The following is a 16128-nucleotide window of genomic DNA, read 5'->3' as shown; positions in this document are numbered from 1 at the left end:
TAAGAGCGCCCGGCAATAGGGGAGTGGATCAAGGAGCGGTGCTGGGGCACGTAGATCGCGAGGCGGAGGAGGAAGGCACCCTGGTGTCGGGTGTCGACCGACGACAACGATGCGAGGTGCGTGCCCCAGCACCACGACGCCGCGCCCCCTATTGCCGGTCGCTCTAAGCGTCGCCTCGGGTCAGCGGCTGCACCGCTGCACCGCTGCACCGGACCGCCGAGGATCGTTGCCATGGCCGCCGCCGTCCGGCACATGTTGATCATTTGGAATCACCCGTCCAGAAACCGGGAGCGCCATGGCAGTCGAATGTCACCTCTACCTACCCCAGCTGCGGATGTCGATGGAGGGCATCGTCGAGCGTGCGGGTGCCGCGGAACGCACCGGTTTCACCGGCATCGCGCTGATGGACCATCTCGCCCCGCCCGGTGCGCTGGACGCGCCGATGTTCGAAGCGATCGTGTCCGCCACCTGGCTGGCCGCCCGCACGGAGCGGCTCGCCGTGGGTCACCTGGTGCTCTGCGATGCGTTTCGGCATCCAGCGCTGCTGGCCAAGCAGGCGGTCACCCTCGACCATGCGTCCGGGGGCCGTTTCGAGCTGGGGCTGGGCTGGGGTTCCGTGCCCGATGAGATCGAGGCATACGGCGTCGGTGACGTCGCGCCGCGGGTGCGCGTCGCCCGGTTGGCCGAGACCCTGGAGGTCCTGCAGCGGCTGTGGTCCGGCGAAACGGTGAATTACCAGGGGATCTACCACACGCTCCGCGATGTCCGCCCTCGCCCGACCCCGCTGCGACACATCCCGATCGTGATCGGCGGAACGGGGCTTCGCACGCTCGACCTGGTGGCCACCTACGCCGACTGGTGGAATCTACCCATGACCGCCCTTGAGCACCTCGACCGGTTGCGGCCGCGGGCAGGCAAGGCCCGGGTCTCCGTTCAGCAGCTCGTCACCGTCATCTCGACGGAAGCGGAGCGGACGGCGACGGTCGCCACCGCGCTGCGCCGATTCGGCCCGATGGCCGGCGAGGCTGGGATGGTCGTCGGGAATGTTCGCGAGCTGACAACTCATTTCCGCGCGCTTGCCGACCGCGGTGTGGAGCGCTTCTACACCTGGTTCACCGATTTCGCCCCGACGCCGACGCTGGAAATATTCGGTGAGGTCATCGCGGCGCTGCGCTGAGGCATTCCACGCCTTCCACGCCTCCGCGCGGCACATGTGCGGTGCGGAGGGGTGCGGAAGACGCTCTTATTTCGGTGGGAATCGCAGCGCGCCGTCGAGGCGGATAACCTCGCCCACCCTCTTACAGAGCGATCGTTCCGGCACTGACCATCCGCCGGCATTCCGGGACCGCTGCTACCGACCCGTCGATGACCTAGTTTTTGGCGAATCCCGCGGCGCAGAAATCCCACACCTCGTCGGCGGTGATGGGATGGGGGTTCTCGTCGGCGACGCCGCTGGACCGGGCGACGAACATGACCGTCTCCATCGTGAGCGCGGCCGCGCGGCGGGGCTTGAGGCTGGAGCGCAGGTGCCCGGCGGCCTCGGCGTGCGACATCATTTCGGTGAACAGCGCGAGCATCGGCGCGTGGGCGACCTTCACTTCGGCAGGATGGGAGATCAGCAACTGCGGGGCGAAATCGCTGAACAGCGGACGCTGTGCGGTCGGGTCGGGCCGGGAGAGTTCGAACAGCAGGTGGACGGCGACCTTCAGCTGGTCCAGGGGATCGGACTGGTCATACGCGGCCGCGCGGATCTGGTCGGTCCCCCGACGCAGGGCGTCTTCGAACAGGGCGAGCAGTAGCTCATGCTTGCCGCCGAAGTGCTGGTAGAAGCTGCGCAGCGATTGGCGGGACCGGTCGACGACCTCCTGCACGGTGAAGTCGGTACCGCCCTTCTCCGTGATGATAAGGTGGGCGGCGTCGAGGAACCGCATCACCGTCCGCTCGGCCCGGAGCTTCGCGGCCTTGGTGGAGCGCTCGACTGCGCGCTGCTTCCAGGCTGGTTCTTCGCTTGGCATGATCACGGGCAGCTCCGTCTTCTGCGCCATGTGCAGAATCTTACTGCACGATATTGGTTGGCCCACCGCATCCGCTGAATTATGAGGAGACTCTTACTTTTATTCTCAGAGAATGGTATTCTCGCACCAGTTCGCTCGGAATGCTAGCGAGCGAGGGCCGTTCGTGACGTGGAACTCCCAGACCGACCCTGAGATCGTGGTGCCGTTCAGCCCAGGTGAGGCGCTGTCCGGTTCGGCGTTCGATGGACGCCCAGGCCCTGCGTCTGCTCGGCTCCGCGGCACTCGCGCCCGCCGCCCGCAGCGAGCAGGACGTCGCGGCCCTCTCCGTGGCCGCCCGTTGACCGCGGCGGAGGCCGCGACAGTCTGCATGGTCAACAAGGTGGTGCCCCGTGACCGGCTGGACGCCGAGACCAGGGCGCTTGCCGAGCACATCGCCACGATGCCGTCGTTCGGGCTGTGCCAGGCCAAACGTGCGGTCAACCAGACCATGGACCTGCAGGGCTTCTACGTCGCGATCCAGTCGGTCTTCGACATTCACCAGACCGGGCACGGCAACGCCCTGAGCGTCAACGGTTACCCGGTTCTGATGCGGCTGGACGAGATGAAGGCAAAGATGCAGTAGGTCCACAAGTGAACGAGAACGTCCGCGACGCCGCGTCCCTATTGCCGGGCGCGCTACGAAGGAGGAATGACGGTGCCGCAGCGGCCAGGCTCCCCGGGACCAGATGGCGGCGGGCCGCGACCCCTGGCGGGGCTGCTGGTGGTCGGGCTCGAGCAGGTCGTCTCGGCTCCGATCGCCACCCGCCACCTCGCCGACATGGGAGCGCGGGTGGTGAAGGTCGAGAACCCGCGCGGCGGTGACTTCGCCCGGCACTACGACGGCGCGCAGGCCGGCATGGCCGCCCACTTCGTCTGGGTCAATCGGGGCAAGGAGTCGCTGAGCCTCAACCTGGCCGACCCACGTGGCGCGGCCGTGCTGGAGCGGCTGCTGAGCCGGGCTGACGTCCTCATCCAGAACCTCGCCCCCGGTGCGGCAAGCCGGCGTGGGCTCGACGCCGAACATGCCTGCGCCCGGCATCCCCGCCTGATCGCGGTCGACATCTCCGGCTACGGCGAGGGCGGTCCGCTGTCCCACAAGCGGGCCTACGACCTGCTGGTGCAGTCCGAAGCCGGATCGTGCGCGGTCACCGGCGAGCCGGGCCGGCCGGCCAAGGCCGGGATCCCCCTGGCCGACCTCGGCGTCGGGATGTACGCCCTGACCTCGGTGCTCGCCGCGCTCTACGCCCGGGCGGCGACCGGGCGCGGCTCGGCGATCTCGGTCAGCATGTTCGACGTGGTCGCCGAGTGGATGGGTTACCCGTTGAACTTCACGATGGGCACCGGCATCGAGCAGGACCCGGTCGGGGTGGGCTCGCCAGCTGTGGCGCCCTACGGCGCCTATGTGACGGCCGACGGGCAGACGGCCGTGCTCGGGACCACCAACGACGGCGAGTGGCAACGGCTGGCCCGCTCGGTGCTCGGCCGGCCGGACCTCGCCGACGACCCGGCCTTCGCCGGCAACGCCGACCGGGTCCGCGAGCGGTCCCAGCTCGACGAGGTGATCGGCACATGGGCCAAGGGCGTCACTCTCAAGGAGGCCCAGGAGATCCTGGACGCGGCCGGGCTCGGCAACGCGCGCCTCAACGGTGTCCAGGACGTGCTGGACCATCCGCACCTGGCCGCCCGCGGGCGCTGGCGCGACGTGACGACGCCGACCGGGGTCGTGCGCGCGCTGCTGCCGCCGCCGGTCGCAGCCGAATGGTCGCCGCCGATGGACGCTGTGCCCGCGCTCGGCGAGCACACCGACGCTGTGCTTGCCGAGCTGGGCTACGAGCCCGCCGAGATCGAGGCATGGCGGCGCGACGGGGTCATCTGACCCCCTGTGCGTGCGGTGCGTGCGCGAGCGCGCGCCGCAGCGGCCGAGGCGGAACGGGTGATCGTTTCAGTCTGACCCTACGGGACGGCGTCGGCCCAGCTCGCAGCTCCGTGAGCCAGCCGGGCCGACATCTCGTGTATAACCCCGCTCGTGCTGAGGACATCCGCCGTCACGATGGCGATGCGTAGCCGGATGATGATGGTCTCCGGCCTTCTCTGCATGTCCTGACCGACTGACGAGGAGGCCCCCGACCCGGAGCCTCCTCAACCCGAAGCGGCGACCGGCGGGGCAGAAGGGCCGTGATGGGTCGCTACTTTGTGACGACAGCAATTCCGTATGTCAACGGTAGACCGCTGACTTTCGTCGCGCCACCGAAACAATCATACGCCTCGGCGATCAGGGAAACCGCTACGTCGAAGCCGTCGCACCATGGACGCTGGCGAAAGACGAACGCAAGGATGGCACATCATCGCAACCGCTTGATGCAGCGCTCGGCGAACTCGTTGAAACATGTCGAGTGTTGGCAGTGCAGCTGGAACCCTTCCTTCCTGAAGCTGCTCACCGCATCGCCCGACAGTGCGGTGACAACGGCCAGACCGTTGCCGAGCCGCTACCGGTCTTCCCCCGTCTGGAAGCAAGGAAAATGCTGTGATCTTCTATTTCAACGGAGATCAAAATTCTGTTTGGGGACGGCAGCTGTCGATTTTCGTTCTCCTGTGTCCGCCGGGTGGGGAATCAGGACCCGGGGTTGCTGTGGGAGTACCGACCCCGGGCCGTTGCTGTTCCGGCGTTCGATCCGGGAACCGCCCGCCGGAAGATTTATTACGGCGAGACGGTGAGATCAACGAGGAACGACACGCCCGCGACCTGCGAGGCCCATGAAATGGGGCAATAGGTAATAAAAATTATCAGGTAAGCAGAGCCGTCAGATAGTCAGAATCGACACACCAGCCGTGCCGGGTGCGCTGTACAGTTGGCCGTAACCCACTCGCGGGTTTTCTGGTACCTGCCGATCGCCCGCATTCCCGCGCAGCTGCAGGACCAACTCGTGAATCTGACGCAGGCCCGACGCCCCGATGGGTTCACCATTGGCGATCAAACCGCCGTCGGTGTTGACCGGAATGCGCCCACCAATCTCCGTGGCGCAACCTCGTGTTCGGGCTCTACGCTGAAGGTGCTGAAGGCCATGGCCAGCAGGCGCCGGCAGCTTCGAGGTAAACAATCTCCACTTCAAGGTGCTGGCGCAGGGCCTCGGCCCGGATGGTCATGAGCCTTCCGATCTCTCAGCCGTGCCGGCCGTCGTACCGAACGTCCCCGCCGCCCATGGCAACCCCGTCCCAGACGTCCCGTTCATCCCTGGTCATGGCGATCGTGGCTCCCTGCGCTGTCCGGTCATCGTTCCTCGTAGCCCAGCTCACGAAACGCGGGGGCAGCCGCTATCGGCGCCAGGGCAAGATCCTCTGGATCGAACAGTTCCAGAGCGACCGATGTGTATCATGAACGACGGCCATGCTTCTCACCATCACATAGTGATTAATTCCTGACTATCTGACTATCTGACTATCTGACTAAGAGCGTCCGGCAACAGCTGACAACTCAGGGCTGCCGGGAAGTGTTCGTGATCGTAACCGTGGTGCGAGGAGGGGTGCGCGAACGGTGGACAAAGTGGTTGCGAGTGCGGCTGAGGCGGTCTCCGGCATCGGCGACGGAGCATCGTTGGCGGTGGGCGGGTTCGGTCTGTGTGGCGTCCCGAGCACGCTGATCGAGGCATTGATGAATGCGGGCATCACCAATCTTGAGACGGTCAGCAACAACTGTGGGGTCGACCGCTGGGGGCTGGGGGTTCTTTTGCGAGCCGGCCGCATCCGTCGCACGACCGGGTCCTATGTCGGTGAGAACAAAGAGTTCGAGCGGCAGTTCCTCGGCGGGGAGCTGGAGGTCGAACTCGTTCCCCAGGGGACGCTGGCCGAGCGGCTGCGGGCCGGCGGGGCGGGGATCCCGGCTTTTTACACCCCGGCAGGGGTGGGAACCCAGGTCGCCGACGGCGGTCTGCCGTTGCGGTATGACGGGGCCGGTGGCGTCGCGCTTGCCTCGCCGCCGAAAGAGATCCGGGAGTTCGACGGGGTTCGCTATGTGCTGGAGCGGGCGATCGTCTGTGATTTCGGGTTGGTCCATGCGTGGAAGGGCGACCGGCACGGCAACCTTGTCTACCGGGCGAGCGCTGCGAACTTCAATCCGTTGTGTGCCGCCGCGGGCACGGTGACGATCGCCGAGGTGGAGGAGCTCGTCGAACCGGGTGAGCTGGACCCGGCCGAGGTCCACACCCCTGGCATCTTCGTGCAGCATGTCGTCTGTGTCCCCCACCGCGAGAAGCAGATTGAGAAGAAGACGGTGACGCAGTGAGCGCGGGGGCCTCCGCGCCGCGGCGCGTGGATGCTGCGACGGAGGGACGGGAAGAATGGCACTGACGCGGGTAGAGCTCGCCGCACGGGTGGCGCGGGAGCTCGTCGACGGCCAGTACGTCAATCTGGGTATTGGCTTGCCGACGCTGGTACCGAACTATCTCCCGGCCGGTGTCACGGTCGTCCTGCACAGCGAGAACGGGATTCTCGGTGTGGGGCCCTACCCGACCGAGGACGCCATCGATCCGGACCTGATCAACGCGGGCAAGGAGACGGTCACGGTGCTGCCAGGGGCGTCGTTCTTCGACTCTGCGGCATCGTTCGGAATGATCCGCGGAGGGCACGTCGACGTCGCGGTGCTCGGCGCCATGCAGGTATCCGCCGCCGGCGATCTGGCCAACTGGATGATCCCCGGGAAGATGGTGAAGGGCATGGGCGGCGCGATGGACCTGGTCCACGGCGCCAGGCACGTCATCGTGATGATGGAACACGTGGCTCGGGATGGCAGCCACAAGATCCTTGACGAGTGCACGCTGCCGCTGACCGGCCAGGCCTGTGTGCACCGCATCATCACCGACCTGGCGGTTGTCGACGTCGAGCCCGGTGTCGGTCTGATCCTGCGGGAGACCGCACCCGGGGTAACCGTGGACGACGTCCGCGCGGCTACGACACCGGAAATCAAGGTCGTTCTCAACTGACCGGATCGTTCGATCGGATAGACCCTCAGTGGTCAGCGAGCGCGGCCGGCCCCGCGTCCGGCAGATGGTCACCCGGATGAACCCGGTCCAGCGGCAGCTCTACGACCTGTTCGCGCTGGAGCGCTACGCGCCCCAGCGCTGACGTGGGTAATACACCCAATTAAGATCAAAATCTTTCTGACCAGCGAAAACGCTTCGAAGAGGCCAAGATCTTTGGAAACTCGGGCTAGGATGCCGCTGAATAACGGCGTTCGATCCGCGAGCGGGCGAATGCCTCGATCCCTTACAGGTCGCTCCGCTGCGGCGGCCCGGCGGAGGTGAACGCGGTGCCGGGTGGGTCGACGGCCCAGTCCGGAGACTCTCCCCATCTCTCCTCGTATACGAGCTCCGACATCGGCCGCCGACGCACCGGACCGTGCCGGCCGGCAGGCTTACCTAAGGTGATGGTGCCGGCGATGGACGTGTTCGCAGGAATGCCGAGCAGCTCCCGCAGTTCCGTGTCGACGACAGCGTTCCAGCCGGTGAAGGCGCCGCCGTACCCGAGAGCGCGGGCCGCGAGCAGCAGGTTCTGGCACGCTGGGTACACGGATGCGCCCTCGCTGGGCGTCGGTTCGCGGTAGCGGACCAGACACGGCAGGATCAGCACGGGTACCCGTTCGAATTCGTCGACGAACTGCTGCATCGTCCGTGCCATGCGAGCCTTGGGGGAGTCCTCCACTGCTCCGGACCCGGTGTTGTAACGGTCCGTTTCGCGTTTGGCACCCCAGGCCCGCCGGGCGCCGTCGCCGATCAGTTTCTTCGCCGCCCTAGCCTTCGGGCCGTCTGTCAGGACGAGGAAACGGAACGGTTGCCGATTGGAGCCGCTGGGAGCTCGGGTGGCGGCGAAGAGGATGGCGCGCAGCGCATCGGGCGCAATCGGTTCGGCGCGGTAGCGGCGGATCGCCCGAGTCGTCACCATGCCTGCCAACAGGCCTACGGTGTCCGGCGGAAGCGCGGTCGCCCCGAGGTCGTGGGCACTGTCAGAGCTCTCAGCACACATCATCGCCCCGGAACCTCGGCTGCTGTTCGGGCATCCGGCTCCTCCTGTTGTGCTGATTCTCGGGTCCGTCCGAAGCTGTCCGGGGCCAGAATGCCCGTACTACACAATGCCCGTACTAGTAGACACCCCCGTCTTCCGTCCTCGTCATGTCACCCCTCCGCTCGCTTGCGACACCGAACATAACGACGTCCTATCGTCCTATCGCACGTCGACCTGTGCTGAGTGTCCACCATCTCGCCCCTCCTTGATCTCGTCAGTCCTGTTGTCAGTCCTGTTGGGTGCCTTGGATCGTCTCGATGTAGATCTCGCGTTCGGGTTGAGACGGCCGTCCGGCGCGGCACGCCTTGCTCGGCGTAGGGCCGACGGGCGGGGTGAGGACGATGACCCCCGACACCGCCGAGGGCGGGTGTCGGGCCTGCCCACGTCCGTCGAGGCTCAGCCGCTGGCGGCCGGCGTCAAGGCGGTGGAGCTGGGTTCTCATGCGGGTGGGGCCGCCTCACCGCGGCTGCGGTTCAGGTCGCAGCTCAGTCCGCGGGCCGGCCCGAGGGCCGTGTCGCGCGGTTCTCTGCCGTCGCCCTCTTCGTCAGCCGCACTTCCAGGCTCATCCCGTCCGTCCGGACGTCATGCGTGGCAAAGGCGCTGCCGGCGGCCAGGCTCTCGAACTGGGCCGGGGAGTAGGCGCGGCGTCGGAGCATGGCGAACGCCCGTCTCGTCGCGAACGCGTTCCACCGACCCAGCCGCATCGCCTGCACCTCCCTGTCGACATCGGCACCGGACGCAGCCTTGTTCATGTCCTGGATCACCGCGGTCCCACCGCTGCGCAGAACCCGGTGCATCTCGTCGAGGGCGTCGGCGGGCTGCGTGAAGTTCTTGAATGCCGCCTGACAGACGACCAGGTCGAAGGATTCGCCGTCGAACGGCATGCCGGCCACGTCGCCGTGGCGGAACTCGACGCTCACCGCCGCCTGTCGGGCATTCTCGCCGGCGATCTCGACGAACGTAGCGCTGATGTCCAGGCCGGTGACGTGAAACCGGCCGGCTCGCGCCATCTCGATGGCCAGGTATCCGGGGCCTGGCGCCACCTCCAGCACGTCGGCGCCGCTCGGCAGGTCGGCGGTGAGCTGTGCGGCCTGCTTCCGGTACGTCTCGGGTTGGCTCCCGGAGCGGCGCAGCCGCGCGTACCACCGCGCGGTCGCGCCCTCCATCTCCGGCACCCTGAAGCGCTTCCGGTGACCGTCCCTCACGCCATCACGCCCAAGGTCGATCGACGCTGCGGACGACCCGGGCACGGCTCGGTGCGGGTCGCCGTCATGACTGCGCGTGCTGCGCGTGCTCCGCGTGCTCCGGGTCGGCGACGGTCGGTACGCCGCCCTCCTTGCGTGCGCGGCGCGCGTCGGCGAGGAACTCCCGGGAGAAGATCGCCGACAGTACGGCGATGCCGCCGCGGTGGACGCGGATCTCGCCCTGGGTGATCTGTCCGACGATCCGGATCAACCGGCCGCCGGGTACGCCGTGGCCGTAGGCGTCCTTCACCTTGCCGCGTCCGGCGACCTTCAGATCCCACTGGTCGATGATCGCCCCATCGGGCACCAGCAGTTTGAGCATGGCCCGGTCGAGGTCGACCCGGACCTCGATGTCGCCGGCCGGGATGTGTGGCGAGCGCAGGTCCACCACGGCGCTGCCGCGGCGGGCCCGTACCTCGAACGTACGGGCGGTGGTCCAGGTACCGAGCTTCTTCACCGCGGCGTGGTTCGCCTGGATGCGGGTGGGTTGGTCGAGTGTGGCGGCTGCCATCACGATCTCCTCGGGGTGAGAGACTTACTTGGTTGGCCAAGTGTCTCGAAAATATGAACATCTTGGCTAGACGAGATATTAGAGGAGATGAGAGACCATGTCCACAGCTCCGGCGCGTACGCAGGTGGAAGCGGGGATCGTCGATGCCATCGTGCGGATGATCGCCGGGGCGGTTCTCTACAGCCACGAGGTGGCCGAGAAGATCGGGCTGGGGCCCAGCGACAGCCAGTTCCTGACTCTCTTGCAGGTCCACGGCCCGCTCACGCCCGGTCGGCTGGCCGAGCTGAGCGGCCTGACCACCGGTACGGTCACCGGTGTGCTGGACCGGCTGGAACGGGCCGGCTACGTCCGGCGTGACCGGGCCTCCGACGACCGACGCAAGGTCATCGTCTCCCGGAACGAGGAGCGCGTGGAGCAGGACATGGGCCCGCTCTACGCGCCGAAGGGCGCGTTCCTCCTCGACCTGCTCAGCGGGTACGACGACGAGCAGCTCGCCGTCGTCGCCGATTTCGCGGGTCGCCTCGCCAGGAGCTGACCCGAGATTTTGCCTCCGGTAGAGTTTGGGAACCCCTGCCCGGTGAGGCTATGTACGGACGTGGCGCGCTTTGCGCCGTCTGGGCCGATGCCTGCGCTGATGCCGTCGTGTGCCGTTGTGGTGGGCGCGATGATTGCCGCGATCAACCTCGCGCTGCCGAAGCTGTCCGGCACCGTCCATGCGCAGGCAACCGACGCCTTCACAACCGCCATGGCAATCGGCTACCGCGTGATCGCGTTGATCGTCCTCATCACGGCCATGTGAAGCCGGTCAAAGACCGGAGTGCCCGAGCGGTCCTGCGCACTCCAATCGATTCGTGCGACGTCCTGTCAACGCCCGATGAAATGTGGCGGTCGTTTTTCCCGGAAGGCTTGAATGCCTTCGGTGGCGTCCTCGCTGGTATTCACGACCATAACCGCCATGGCCGCGTTGGACAGGGACTGTTCGAATCCGCTGGAAAGCGCGTCGCGGAGCAGTCGCTTGGTGACACGGACCGTCAACGGCGCCTGGGCCGCGAAACGGCGGGCCAGCGCCAGGGTGTGATCCGCGAGAGCGTCGTCCGCCACAACCTCGGTGACGAGGTTGAGCTCCAGCGCCCGAGCGGCGTCGTACACCTCGTGCAGGGCAATCATGCGCAGGGCGTTGTCGTACCCCATCACCCGCGGGAAGAGCCACGCTCCGCCCTCGTCGGGCAGGAGGCCGACGCGGCCGCTGGTGTCGCCGAGCCGCGCGCTCGCCGCGGCAACACGGATGTCACACAGCAGCGCAAGCGTGAGACCCCCGGCCACGGCGGCGCCGTTCACCGCGGCGATGACCGGCTTGTCCAGCCGGAGCAGGTCGAGCGCAAGGGCGTGGAAGTCATGCTTGAGGTTCTGCGCCCGGCCCAACTGTCCGGTGAGTTCGCGTTGTTGTTCGGGATCGTCGCCGCCGATGTCGCCACCCGCGCAGAAGCCGCGGCCTGTCCCGGTCAGGATCAGGGCGCGCAAAGTGTCGTCCCGGTCATAGCGGTCCAGGGCCTCGCGGAGTTGCCGGCACAGCGCCGGTGTGTAGGCGTTCAGCCGCTGCGGACGGTTCAGCAGCACCCGGACGACGCCGTCACCGACGTCCTCCCACAGCACGGGCCCGTCGGATGGAGCCGGGTCGGAGGAAGTCGGGGCGTGGCCCGAACCGGTGCCGCTGACAGAACCGCTGCTTACAGAACCGCTGCTTACAGACCCACCGCTCACAGAACCGCCTCCATGCTTACCCCGTTGGCGGCGGCTTCCCGCCCAAGCTCGCGTTCGAGATAGGCGGCGCCACCCAGCAGAGGATCGAGGACGCCGGCGCGGCGCGCGTGGCGATGCAGGGGGTGTTCCCACGTCAGTCCCATCGCGCCGCATACCTGCAGAGCCTGGCGGGCGGTGTCGTCGGCAGCACGCCCGGCGACGGCCTTGGCCGCGGCAGCCGAGCGCGCGTCGCCGATCCGCCAGGCGTAGCCGACGAGCTCAGCCGCAGCGGTCAGCCCGACATGGGCCTCGGCCAGGCGGTGCCGGACCGCCTGGAAACTCCCGATAGGACGGCCGAACTGGTGGCGATCGGTCACATGGGTGACGGCGAGCGCGAGCATCGCCCAACCCACACCGACGAGTTCCGCGGCGAGTGCCCGGCGGGCCGCGGTAACGGCGGCATCCCACGCCGGCCCGGCGTCCCCCACCGCACCCGGAGCAGTGGCGGCCATATCGGCGATGCTCACCGAATCGGGCACAGCGGTCACCTCGATCCAACCTGCATCTGGATCAAGGCCGGTGAGGGGTGCAGCCTTCAGGGCGGCCGGCGGCAGCACGATCAGTCCAACCCCACTGCCAGCACGTATCGGCAGCACGATGTCGGTCACGTCGTCGAGGCCGCCGAGCACGATCCCACCCGGCTGAGGACCCGGTTCGCCTCCCCCCGCTGGGTACGGCAACGCCACCACCCGGGGTCCGGTGGGGGCGGGGAGCAGCCCGGTGAGCTCGGCGAGGACGAGGTCGTCCAGCGCCCGCGACCGGCCGAGTGCCCGGCCCTGCTCCTCGAACAGCGCTACGGTCGTGGCGACCGGATCGGCTCCGGCGGCCTCCTCCCAGCCGAGTTCGGCCAGCGCTCTGGACGCCTCGGCCGCCGTCGAAGCGCTGGCGAAGACCTCCCGAAGCGTCAGGCGCAGCTCCGCCAGGGTGTCCGCGTCCATCGTCACGCCTTCGCCTCCCTGGGTAGCCGCAGCACATGGTCGGCGAGGATCGAGCGCTGCACCTCGGCCGATCCGCCGTAGATCGACGCGGCCCGGGTGTAGAACCAGTCGGACCGCAGGACCTGCGCGCCCGTGGAAGCGCCGAAGGAGAAGCTCGGCAGGTGGATGCGGCGGCCGGCGTCCAGGACGGTCTGTTCGGCCGTCGCGAGCAGTACCTTGTCGACCGACACCTCCGGACCGGGTGTCTCGTTCATGGCCAGGCGGGCCAAGGTCCCGGCTGTTTTCACCCGCAACGCCAGGTGAGCCAGGTACGCCCGGCCGAGGTCCGCGCAGGCGATGTCGTCAGACACCTCGACCGCCCTTGCAAGGTCGGCGAGCCGTCGCCGCAGCTGCTCGGCGTATGCGTCAGTCATGCGTCCATACCTTCCTGGCTGTACGCCGGTCGGTCACGGCATCCGACGTCGGTATCTCGTCGCCCCCGGTAGGTCGTCCACGGCCACCCCTGTCGGTAGCCAGCCAAACGTATTACTGTTCGAGACGCCAGAAATTCGGGACCCGGGGTCCGGCGGCATCGAGTGCGTGAACCTGGCGAGCACAGCGGGCGTCATCGACACCGCTGGCTCCAGGCCCGACCGGGCGGCTAATGTGCACTATCCAGTAAGGCAGGGCGGGCACCTGCCGCCGAGATCAGCGCTGGACCCACGACGATGCACGAGGACGGAGCTGCTTCGTGTCGGTTGATCTGCGCCAGAACCCGGAGGTGGCGGAGCTGGCGCGGCGGACCGCCGAATTCGTCCGGGCGCAGGCCGTGCCGAAGGAGAAACGGCACCGCGTCGTGCGGCAGAACCTCGACGCTGTCACGGACCTGACGTGACCATCTCGCCGCCCGGCCTGGACCTGCCCCGGCTCCAGACGTTCTTCGACACCCGGGTGCCCGAGGCGACCGGGCCGATCCGGGCCGAGTTGCTGTCCGGCGGCCGGTCCAACCTGACCTACCGGTTGACCGACGGCAACATACGTTGGGTGCTGCGCCGGCCACCGCTCGGCGGCCTCACCCCGTCCGCACACGACATCGGCCGGGAGTACCGGATCGTCGAGGCGTTACAGGGCAGCGGCCTTCCCGTCGCCCGCTCCGTGGCGCTGTGCGAGGACGTCGACGTGATCGGCGCTCCGTTCGGCATTGTCTCCTACGTCGAGGGAACGGTCATCCGTACCCAGGAGGACCTGGCGGGCTACGGCCAGCATGAGGTTGACGCCGCTGCCTATGCCCTGGTCGACGTCCTCACGGCGTTGCATGCCGTGCCCTACGAGCAGGTCGGGCTCGGTCGCTTCGGGAAACCACAGGGGTACCTCGGCCGGCAGGTGCGCCGCTGGTACGACCAGTGGCGGCAGGTCGCCAGCCGGCAGCTGGCCGACGTGGACCGGCTCTACGAACGACTGAGGGATGCGACCCCACCGGAGTCCGGTGCGTCGATCGTCCACGGCGACCTTCGGATCGACAACGTCATCTTCGACGCGGCCGACGTCAGCGTAGTGCGCGCGGTCGTGGACTGGGAGATGGCCACCCTCGGTGACCCGCTCGCCGACCTCGGCCTGCATCTGGTCTACCGCGACCCACTGTTCGAACCGGTGGTCGGCGGATCGGCCGCCTCGGTCAGCGATCGGATGCCCGGCGCGTCCGCACTCGCCGACCGGTACGCCACCGCATCCGGGCGGGACCTGAACCAACTCAGCTTCTACCTGGCGCTGGGTTACTTCAAGAGCGCCGTCATCGCCGAGGGTATCCATGCCCGCCACGCCAGCGGTGTCACCGTGGGTGAGGGCTTCGGCTCGGCCGGCAGCGCGGTCCCGGCGCTGGCCGCCGCCGGCCTGGAAGCGATCAGCGGTCGATCGGCTGTGCAGTGACCAGCTCTCCCTGCCATGCGGGGAGCGAGCAGTGAGCGTCAGGGTGACCGGCTCCCCCCGCCCCGTCGGGCTCGTCACCGGGGCATCGCGCGGCATCGGCCTGACGATCGCCCGGTCGCTCGCCGCGGCCGGTTATGACCTCACGATCTCCGCGCGGAACGCCGCCGGGCTCGCCGACGTTGCCGCGGATCTCTCGACGGCCGGCGCCGTGATACGCCCGCACCGCGCCGACATGGCCGTCGAGCAGGACGTAACGGACCTTGCCGCGGCACACGTCGAGGCATACGACCGGCTCGACGTGCTGGTGATGTCAGCCGGTATCGGCTACGCCGCGCCCCTCGACACTGCGCCGCTGCACCGGTTCGATCGCCAGTTCGCGGTCAACGTCCGGGCACCGTATGTGCTCGTCCAGGCGCTGTTGCCGGTGATGCGGACGACGGCCCGTGACCATCCCGCCCGCGGTGTGAAGATCATAGCCCTGTCGTCGATCACGGGTGTGTACGCGGAGCCGGCGCTGGCGGCCTATGGAGCAACGAAGGCCGCGCTCGCCTCGCTGTGTCGGTCGATCAACGCGGAGGTCTCCGGCGCGGGAGTGTCGGCCACCGCGATCTGCCCCGGCTACGTCGACACCGACATGACGGCCTGGATGCGCGAGCAGCTCGACCCCACTTCCATGATCGCAACTGCGGACATCGCCGAACTCGTCATGTCGGTCACCCGGCTGTCCGCACACGCGGTCGTCCCGGAGATCGTCGTCACCCGGCCGGGGGAGCAGCTCCACCGGGCCTGACCGGCACGCACGATCACCAGATGGTCGATCTCGCAGCGGATAAAAGCGCAATTTACCCCCGAATCGGGATTCTGGAACCTCGCAAGAGCATGGAAGCATCTTGACGCATCAAATTAAAGACATCATGATGCCTTACATGCGGACCACCTTGACTCTCGATGATGATGTTGCCCGGCTGGTCGAGGAGGCTGTCCATCGCGAACATCGCCCGATGAAGCAGATCGTCAACGACGCACTGCGACGCGCCTTGGCGCTACGCGTCGCTCGGCAAGAGCCGTACCACCTGACGCCGCATGAGTCGGCTGTGCGGCCGGGCTTCGATCCATCCGGGTTCAACGGGCTGGCCGACGAGCTGGAAGACGAGGCGATCCTCGACAACGCACCGCACGGCTCATGATCGTTCCTGACGTCAACCTGCTGCTCTACGCGGTGATCTCCGGCTTCCCGCAACACCCTCGCGCGCACGCTTGGTGGGAACAAACAATCAACAGTCCCGCCCGTGTCGGCCTGACCCAGCCCGCTGTGTTCGGCTTCCTGCGGATTGCTACAAATGCTCGGGTACTCCAGTCACCCCTGGCTGTCAATGACGCCGTCGAATACGTACACGGCTGGCTCGAGCAACCCAACATCGACCTTCTCGTGCCAGGTCCTGAACACCTGCGCATCGCACTCGAGCTCCTCAAGGAGATCGGCACCGCGGGAAATCTGACCACCGATGTCCAACTAGCCGCCTATGCCATCGAGCACCAGGGCGAAATGCATTCCAACGATACCGACTTCGCCAGGTTTCCCAATCTGAAATGGATCAACCTCCTCCAATAAGAGCGCCCGA

19 protein-coding genes and 3 pseudogenes are annotated in these 16128 nt (G+C 67.5%); 13 read left to right on the top strand and 9 right to left on the bottom strand.

The genetic code is table 11. The features are described from left to right. Positions 1-295: 295 nt before the first annotated feature. A complete protein-coding gene (locus U9978_RS22705; RefSeq protein ID WP_322763177.1) occupies positions 296-1177 on the top strand; it encodes an LLM class flavin-dependent oxidoreductase in 882 nt (293 codons plus the stop codon). Positions 1178-1370: 193 nt separating this feature from the next. Here the strand turns inward: U9978_RS22705 and U9978_RS22700 are convergent, their stop codons facing one another. Beyond that, positions 1371-2045 (bottom strand): TetR/AcrR family transcriptional regulator, encoded by a 675-nt coding sequence (locus U9978_RS22700; protein ID WP_322763176.1) that lies wholly within the window; start codon positions 2043-2045, stop codon positions 1371-1373. A 298-nt stretch (positions 2046-2343) separates the two neighbouring features. On the opposite strand from U9978_RS22700, the pseudogene U9978_RS22695 reads away from it, so the two are divergent. The 3 genes and pseudogenes from U9978_RS22695 to U9978_RS22685 all read left to right on the top strand — a co-directional run. Further along, positions 2344-2637, top strand: a pseudogene (locus tag U9978_RS22695) (enoyl-CoA hydratase-related protein); the annotation flags it as partial. Between the two features lie 66 nt (positions 2638-2703). Then, entirely contained in the window at positions 2704-3930 is a 1227-nt protein-coding gene (locus U9978_RS22690; RefSeq protein ID WP_416211107.1) for a CaiB/BaiF CoA transferase family protein, read from the top strand. A gap of 367 nt (positions 3931-4297) precedes the next feature. Further along, positions 4298-4582 (top strand): annotated as a pseudogene (locus U9978_RS22685) (methionine--tRNA ligase); the annotation flags it as partial. A gap of 273 nt (positions 4583-4855) precedes the next feature. Here U9978_RS22685 and U9978_RS22680 read toward each other — a convergent pair. Next, positions 4856-5074, bottom strand: a pseudogene (locus tag U9978_RS22680) (thiolase C-terminal domain-containing protein); the annotation flags it as partial. Between the two features lie 512 nt (positions 5075-5586). On the opposite strand from U9978_RS22680, the gene U9978_RS22675 reads away from it, so the two are divergent. Further along, a complete protein-coding gene (locus tag U9978_RS22675) occupies positions 5587-6333 on the top strand; it encodes a CoA transferase subunit A (RefSeq protein WP_322763174.1) in 747 nt (248 codons plus the stop codon). Positions 6334-6388: 55 nt separating this feature from the next. Further along, positions 6389-7030 (top strand): CoA transferase subunit B, encoded by a 642-nt coding sequence (locus tag U9978_RS22670; RefSeq protein ID WP_322763173.1) that lies wholly within the window; start codon positions 6389-6391, stop codon positions 7028-7030. Positions 7031-7313: 283 nt separating this feature from the next. Here the strand turns inward: U9978_RS22670 and U9978_RS22665 are convergent, their stop codons facing one another. The 4 genes from U9978_RS22665 to U9978_RS22650 all read right to left on the bottom strand — a co-directional run bounded on the left by U9978_RS22665 (position 7314) and on the right by U9978_RS22650 (position 9863). After that, positions 7314-8072, bottom strand: coding sequence for a nitroreductase family protein (locus U9978_RS22665; RefSeq protein WP_322763172.1), 759 nt, complete (start codon positions 8070-8072; stop codon positions 7314-7316). Between the two features lie 262 nt (positions 8073-8334). Beyond that, positions 8335-8550, bottom strand: a complete 216-nt coding sequence (locus tag U9978_RS22660) for a hypothetical protein (RefSeq protein ID WP_322763171.1) — start codon at positions 8548-8550, stop codon at positions 8335-8337. A 43-nt stretch (positions 8551-8593) separates the two neighbouring features. Beyond that, positions 8594-9274, bottom strand: coding sequence for a class I SAM-dependent methyltransferase (locus tag U9978_RS22655; RefSeq protein WP_322763170.1), 681 nt, complete (start codon positions 9272-9274; stop codon positions 8594-8596). A 103-nt stretch (positions 9275-9377) separates the two neighbouring features. Further along, complete coding sequence (locus U9978_RS22650) at positions 9378-9863, bottom strand: hypothetical protein (RefSeq protein WP_322763169.1); 486 nt, start codon at positions 9861-9863, stop codon at positions 9378-9380. A 97-nt stretch (positions 9864-9960) separates the two neighbouring features. Here U9978_RS22650 and U9978_RS22645 point away from each other — a divergent pair, with 97 nt between their 5' ends. Both U9978_RS22645 and U9978_RS22640 read left to right on the top strand, forming a co-directional pair. After that, the gene (locus U9978_RS22645) at positions 9961-10398 is read left to right on the top strand and encodes a MarR family winged helix-turn-helix transcriptional regulator (protein WP_322763168.1); all 438 of its coding nucleotides are present in this window, start codon (positions 9961-9963) and stop codon (positions 10396-10398) included. A gap of 129 nt (positions 10399-10527) precedes the next feature. Then, positions 10528-10662 (top strand): hypothetical protein, encoded by a 135-nt coding sequence (locus U9978_RS22640; protein WP_322763167.1) that lies wholly within the window; start codon positions 10528-10530, stop codon positions 10660-10662. Positions 10663-10727: 65 nt separating this feature from the next. On the opposite strand, the gene U9978_RS22635 is transcribed toward U9978_RS22640, so the two are convergent. Genes U9978_RS22635 through U9978_RS22625 form a run of 3 tightly spaced genes read right to left on the bottom strand, consistent with a single transcriptional unit; the run spans position 10728 to position 13014 of the window. After that, on the bottom strand, positions 10728-11624 hold the full coding sequence (locus tag U9978_RS22635; RefSeq protein WP_322763166.1) for an enoyl-CoA hydratase/isomerase family protein: 897 nt from the start codon (positions 11622-11624) through the stop codon (positions 10728-10730). Beyond that, a complete protein-coding gene (locus U9978_RS22630; protein ID WP_322763178.1) occupies positions 11621-12601 on the bottom strand; it encodes an acyl-CoA dehydrogenase family protein in 981 nt (326 codons plus the stop codon). Before U9978_RS22630 ends, U9978_RS22635 begins: the two co-directional genes overlap by 4 nt. 2 nt (positions 12602-12603) lie before the next feature. Further along, on the bottom strand, positions 12604-13014 hold the full coding sequence (locus tag U9978_RS22625) for a hypothetical protein (RefSeq protein WP_322763165.1): 411 nt from the start codon (positions 13012-13014) through the stop codon (positions 12604-12606). 317 nt (positions 13015-13331) lie between these two features. Here U9978_RS22625 and U9978_RS22620 point away from each other — a divergent pair, with 317 nt between their 5' ends. The 5 genes from U9978_RS22620 (at position 13332) to U9978_RS22600 (ending at position 16118) form a co-directional block, all read left to right on the top strand. After that, complete coding sequence (locus U9978_RS22620; protein ID WP_322763164.1) at positions 13332-13475, top strand: hypothetical protein; 144 nt, start codon at positions 13332-13334, stop codon at positions 13473-13475. A gap of 2 nt (positions 13476-13477) precedes the next feature. Then, a complete protein-coding gene (locus U9978_RS22615; RefSeq protein WP_416211109.1) occupies positions 13478-14506 on the top strand; it encodes a phosphotransferase family protein in 1029 nt (342 codons plus the stop codon). Positions 14507-14537: 31 nt separating this feature from the next. Beyond that, positions 14538-15296 carry an SDR family oxidoreductase gene (locus U9978_RS22610; RefSeq protein ID WP_322763162.1) on the top strand — a complete coding sequence of 253 codons (759 nt, stop codon included), beginning with the start codon at positions 14538-14540 and terminating at the stop codon, positions 15294-15296. Between the two features lie 136 nt (positions 15297-15432). Continuing rightward, positions 15433-15693: a hypothetical protein gene (locus tag U9978_RS22605; RefSeq protein ID WP_322752532.1), complete on the top strand. Its 261-nt coding sequence runs from the start codon at positions 15433-15435 to the stop codon at positions 15691-15693. Continuing rightward, entirely contained in the window at positions 15690-16118 is a 429-nt protein-coding gene (locus tag U9978_RS22600; RefSeq protein ID WP_322763161.1) for a type II toxin-antitoxin system VapC family toxin, read from the top strand. Before U9978_RS22605 ends, U9978_RS22600 begins: the two co-directional genes overlap by 4 nt. The last annotated feature ends 10 nt before the right edge of the window (positions 16119-16128 follow it).

The sequence above is a fragment of the Protofrankia sp. Cr2 genome (assembly GCF_963555885.1).
GTDB lineage: Bacteria > Actinomycetota > Actinomycetes > Frankiales > Frankiaceae > Protofrankia.
Note: the sequence above shows the minus strand (reverse complement) of the source record. Positions and strands in the feature narration are given on the sequence as shown.

What these genes read in the sequence shown, in the direction of transcription:
- U9978_RS22705 (WP_322763177.1), top strand. Translation starts at nt 296, where the DNA reads ATGGCAGTCGAATGTCACCTCTACCTACCCCAGCTGCGGATGTCGATG.
- U9978_RS22700 (WP_322763176.1), bottom strand. Translation starts at nt 2,045, where the DNA reads ATGGCGCAGAAGACGGAGCTGCCCGTGATCATGCCAAGCGAAGAACCA.
- U9978_RS22690 (WP_416211107.1), top strand. Translation starts at nt 2,704, where the DNA reads ATGACGGTGCCGCAGCGGCCAGGCTCCCCGGGACCAGATGGCGGCGGG.
- U9978_RS22670 (WP_322763173.1), top strand. Translation starts at nt 6,389, where the DNA reads ATGGCACTGACGCGGGTAGAGCTCGCCGCACGGGTGGCGCGGGAGCTC.
- U9978_RS22665 (WP_322763172.1), bottom strand. Translation starts at nt 8,072, where the DNA reads ATGATGTGTGCTGAGAGCTCTGACAGTGCCCACGACCTCGGGGCGACC.
- U9978_RS22660 (WP_322763171.1), bottom strand. Translation starts at nt 8,550, where the DNA reads ATGAGAACCCAGCTCCACCGCCTTGACGCCGGCCGCCAGCGGCTGAGC.
- U9978_RS22655 (WP_322763170.1), bottom strand. Translation starts at nt 9,274, where the DNA reads ATGGAGGGCGCGACCGCGCGGTGGTACGCGCGGCTGCGCCGCTCCGGG.
- U9978_RS22650 (WP_322763169.1), bottom strand. Translation starts at nt 9,863, where the DNA reads ATGGCAGCCGCCACACTCGACCAACCCACCCGCATCCAGGCGAACCAC.
- U9978_RS22645 (WP_322763168.1), top strand. Translation starts at nt 9,961, where the DNA reads ATGTCCACAGCTCCGGCGCGTACGCAGGTGGAAGCGGGGATCGTCGAT.
- U9978_RS22640 (WP_322763167.1), top strand. Translation starts at nt 10,528, where the DNA reads ATGATTGCCGCGATCAACCTCGCGCTGCCGAAGCTGTCCGGCACCGTC.
- U9978_RS22630 (WP_322763178.1), bottom strand. Translation starts at nt 12,601, where the DNA reads ATGGACGCGGACACCCTGGCGGAGCTGCGCCTGACGCTTCGGGAGGTC.
- U9978_RS22625 (WP_322763165.1), bottom strand. Translation starts at nt 13,014, where the DNA reads ATGACTGACGCATACGCCGAGCAGCTGCGGCGACGGCTCGCCGACCTT.
- U9978_RS22605 (WP_322752532.1), top strand. Translation starts at nt 15,433, where the DNA reads ATGCGGACCACCTTGACTCTCGATGATGATGTTGCCCGGCTGGTCGAG.
- U9978_RS22600 (WP_322763161.1), top strand. Translation starts at nt 15,690, where the DNA reads ATGATCGTTCCTGACGTCAACCTGCTGCTCTACGCGGTGATCTCCGGC.